We start from the raw sequence: 1,978 nt of genomic DNA, 5'->3' as shown, positions 1-1,978 counted from the left end.
CGCCCAGGCCACGGGCATCACCACACCGCTGCTGATCTGGCTGCCGACCGCCCGGCGCGAGGCCGCCGCCCGCCGACTGCTCACCCACGCGTGGCACGAACTCGACGACCCGCGCGGCGTTCCCGTCGCCACCGCCACGGCCGAGCTGCTCAACCCCGAGGCCGCACACCCCAGCCCGGCGGACGCGGTGTGGCTGCCCCTGGACAGCCCTCGCGATGGAGCTCGGCGGTGGGCACTGAGCGCGCTCCTCGACGCCTGGCCGCACGTCAGCCCGCCTGCCGACAGCAACGGCGACCCCCTGAACCAGCCGCCCGCGTCGATGCCACCGCCCTACCCGATGCCGCCCAGCGCGTCGACACCACGATGACCTCGGTAGGCAAGGTCGCTGTCCTCGCCGCGGCAACCGTCCTGCTCATCCCGATCCTCGTCGCGGCGGCAGGCGCTGGCGTCGTGGCCGCCCTCATCGGCAGCGGTGGCGCCGACTGCGCTCCGGCCGGTTCCACCTCCAGCGGCGGGCTGGCCGGGTATGGGCCGGAGCAGATGGCCAACGCCGCCACGATCGTCGCCGTCGGCAAGCAGATGCGGGTACCCGAGTATGGATGGGTCATCGCCGTCGCCGCCGCGATGCAAGAGTCCGGACTGAACAACCTCAACTACGGCGACCGCGACAGCCTCGGCCTGTTCCAGCAACGACCGTCCCAGGGCTGGGGAACACCGGACCAGATCCTCAACCCCACCTACGCCGCCACCCAGTTCTACAACCACCTGCTCCGGGTGCCGAACTGGCAGCAGATGAACCTCGCCGCCGCGGCCCAGGCCGTCCAGCGCTCCGGATACCCCGATGCCTACGCCAAACACGAGCACGGTGCACGGCAGATAGTCGGCGTACTGCTCGGGGTGACTTGCTCGGGCGCGGGCGGCCCGCTACGCACCGAATGGCCGCCGGAAGAGGCAACCGAGCTCGACCCGACCGGCAACGGCCGGATCACGCCCCGCACCCTGGCGCTCATCCGCGCCCTCCAAGCGGGCGGGATGACCGGTCTGGGCCTGGGATGCCACCAGGCGCGCCCCGCCAACCCGGCGTCCGACCACCCGCAGGGCCGCGCGTGCGACATCATGTTCGACCCCGAGGACGAGCGATCGGTCAGCGAAGGCTGGCGGGTGGCGAACTGGCTGATCGCCCACCAAGCGGCCCTCGGGGTGCGGTACCTGATCTGGCAAGGCCAGTACTGGTCCGCCGACAACCCCAGCTGGCAGCCGTACCGCTCCAGCGCCTACGGCTGCCCGAATCCGGCCAACGTCACCGGCTGTCACTACGACCACGTCCACGTCTCGATGTACTGAGCACCGCAACGCGTAGTGCCCCAACGGAAACCGTTGGGGCACTACGCCGGTACGACAGGCGCTAGCTCTGCGAGGCGGTCTCGCGTTCCGCCGCTGCAAGGGCGAATCGCCGGGGCTTGTCCTTCGTGCGGACTGCGGTGCCGTCGGCGACCAGCTTGTCGAGCGCGTTGCTGACCGCGCCGGAGGATTTGCCGCCCAGCGCTTTGGCGATCGCGACCGGTCCGAACTCGTCGCCCGGGTGGTCGCGCAGATAGTCCTCGACCATCCCGCGCAGTGCGCCGGGGGCGAGCCGTTCGGTCTGCTGGCCGTCGCTGCCGACGTTGGCCGTGCTCGTGTCCGGATCGGCGCCCGCTTCATTCGTTGTGGCTGGCGCAGCTTCCGTGTCGACCCTCTTGTCGGCCTGTGGCTCGTCGGAGGTGGCGCCATCGCTAGGCGTCTCGGGCGAGTCCGCGGTGCCGGCGGCCTCGGCTTCGGTGGTGGTGTCCTCGGGCTCGGGTGCCTCGGCAACGGACCACAGGTCGGCTGCACGGCGCCCGCCCTCGGCGATTCCGGCGGTTCGCGTGACGCTGCCGTCGGTGGCCCAGCGGGCGAGGATCTTCTGGGCGGTCGACTTTCCGATCTTGGCCGTGGCGGA

2 protein-coding genes and 1 pseudogene are annotated in these 1,978 nt (G+C 71.3%); 2 read left to right on the top strand and 1 reads right to left on the bottom strand.

From position 1 onward, the window contains the following. Together ABZ215_RS43655 and ABZ215_RS43650 are read left to right on the top strand one after the other, a co-directional pair. Positions 1-367, top strand: a pseudogene (locus ABZ215_RS43655) (hypothetical protein); the annotation flags it as partial. Next, positions 364-1,344, top strand: a complete 981-nt coding sequence (locus ABZ215_RS43650; protein ID WP_354956828.1) for a M23 family peptidase — start codon at positions 364-366, stop codon at positions 1,342-1,344. The pseudogene ABZ215_RS43655 and the gene ABZ215_RS43650, both read left to right, overlap by 4 nt. Positions 1,345-1,405: 61 nt before the next feature. Here the strand turns inward: ABZ215_RS43650 and ABZ215_RS43645 are convergent. Then, positions 1,406-1,978, bottom strand: a 573-nt coding sequence (locus ABZ215_RS43645; protein ID WP_354956826.1) for a MarR family transcriptional regulator, incomplete at its 5' end; no start/stop codon positions are given.

Origin of the sequence: Amycolatopsis sp. NPDC006131 (genome assembly GCF_040614175.1) — a bacterium.
GTDB lineage: Bacteria > Actinomycetota > Actinomycetes > Mycobacteriales > Pseudonocardiaceae > Amycolatopsis_E > Amycolatopsis_E tucumanensis.
This window is presented reverse-complemented; position numbering and strand designations above follow the sequence as displayed.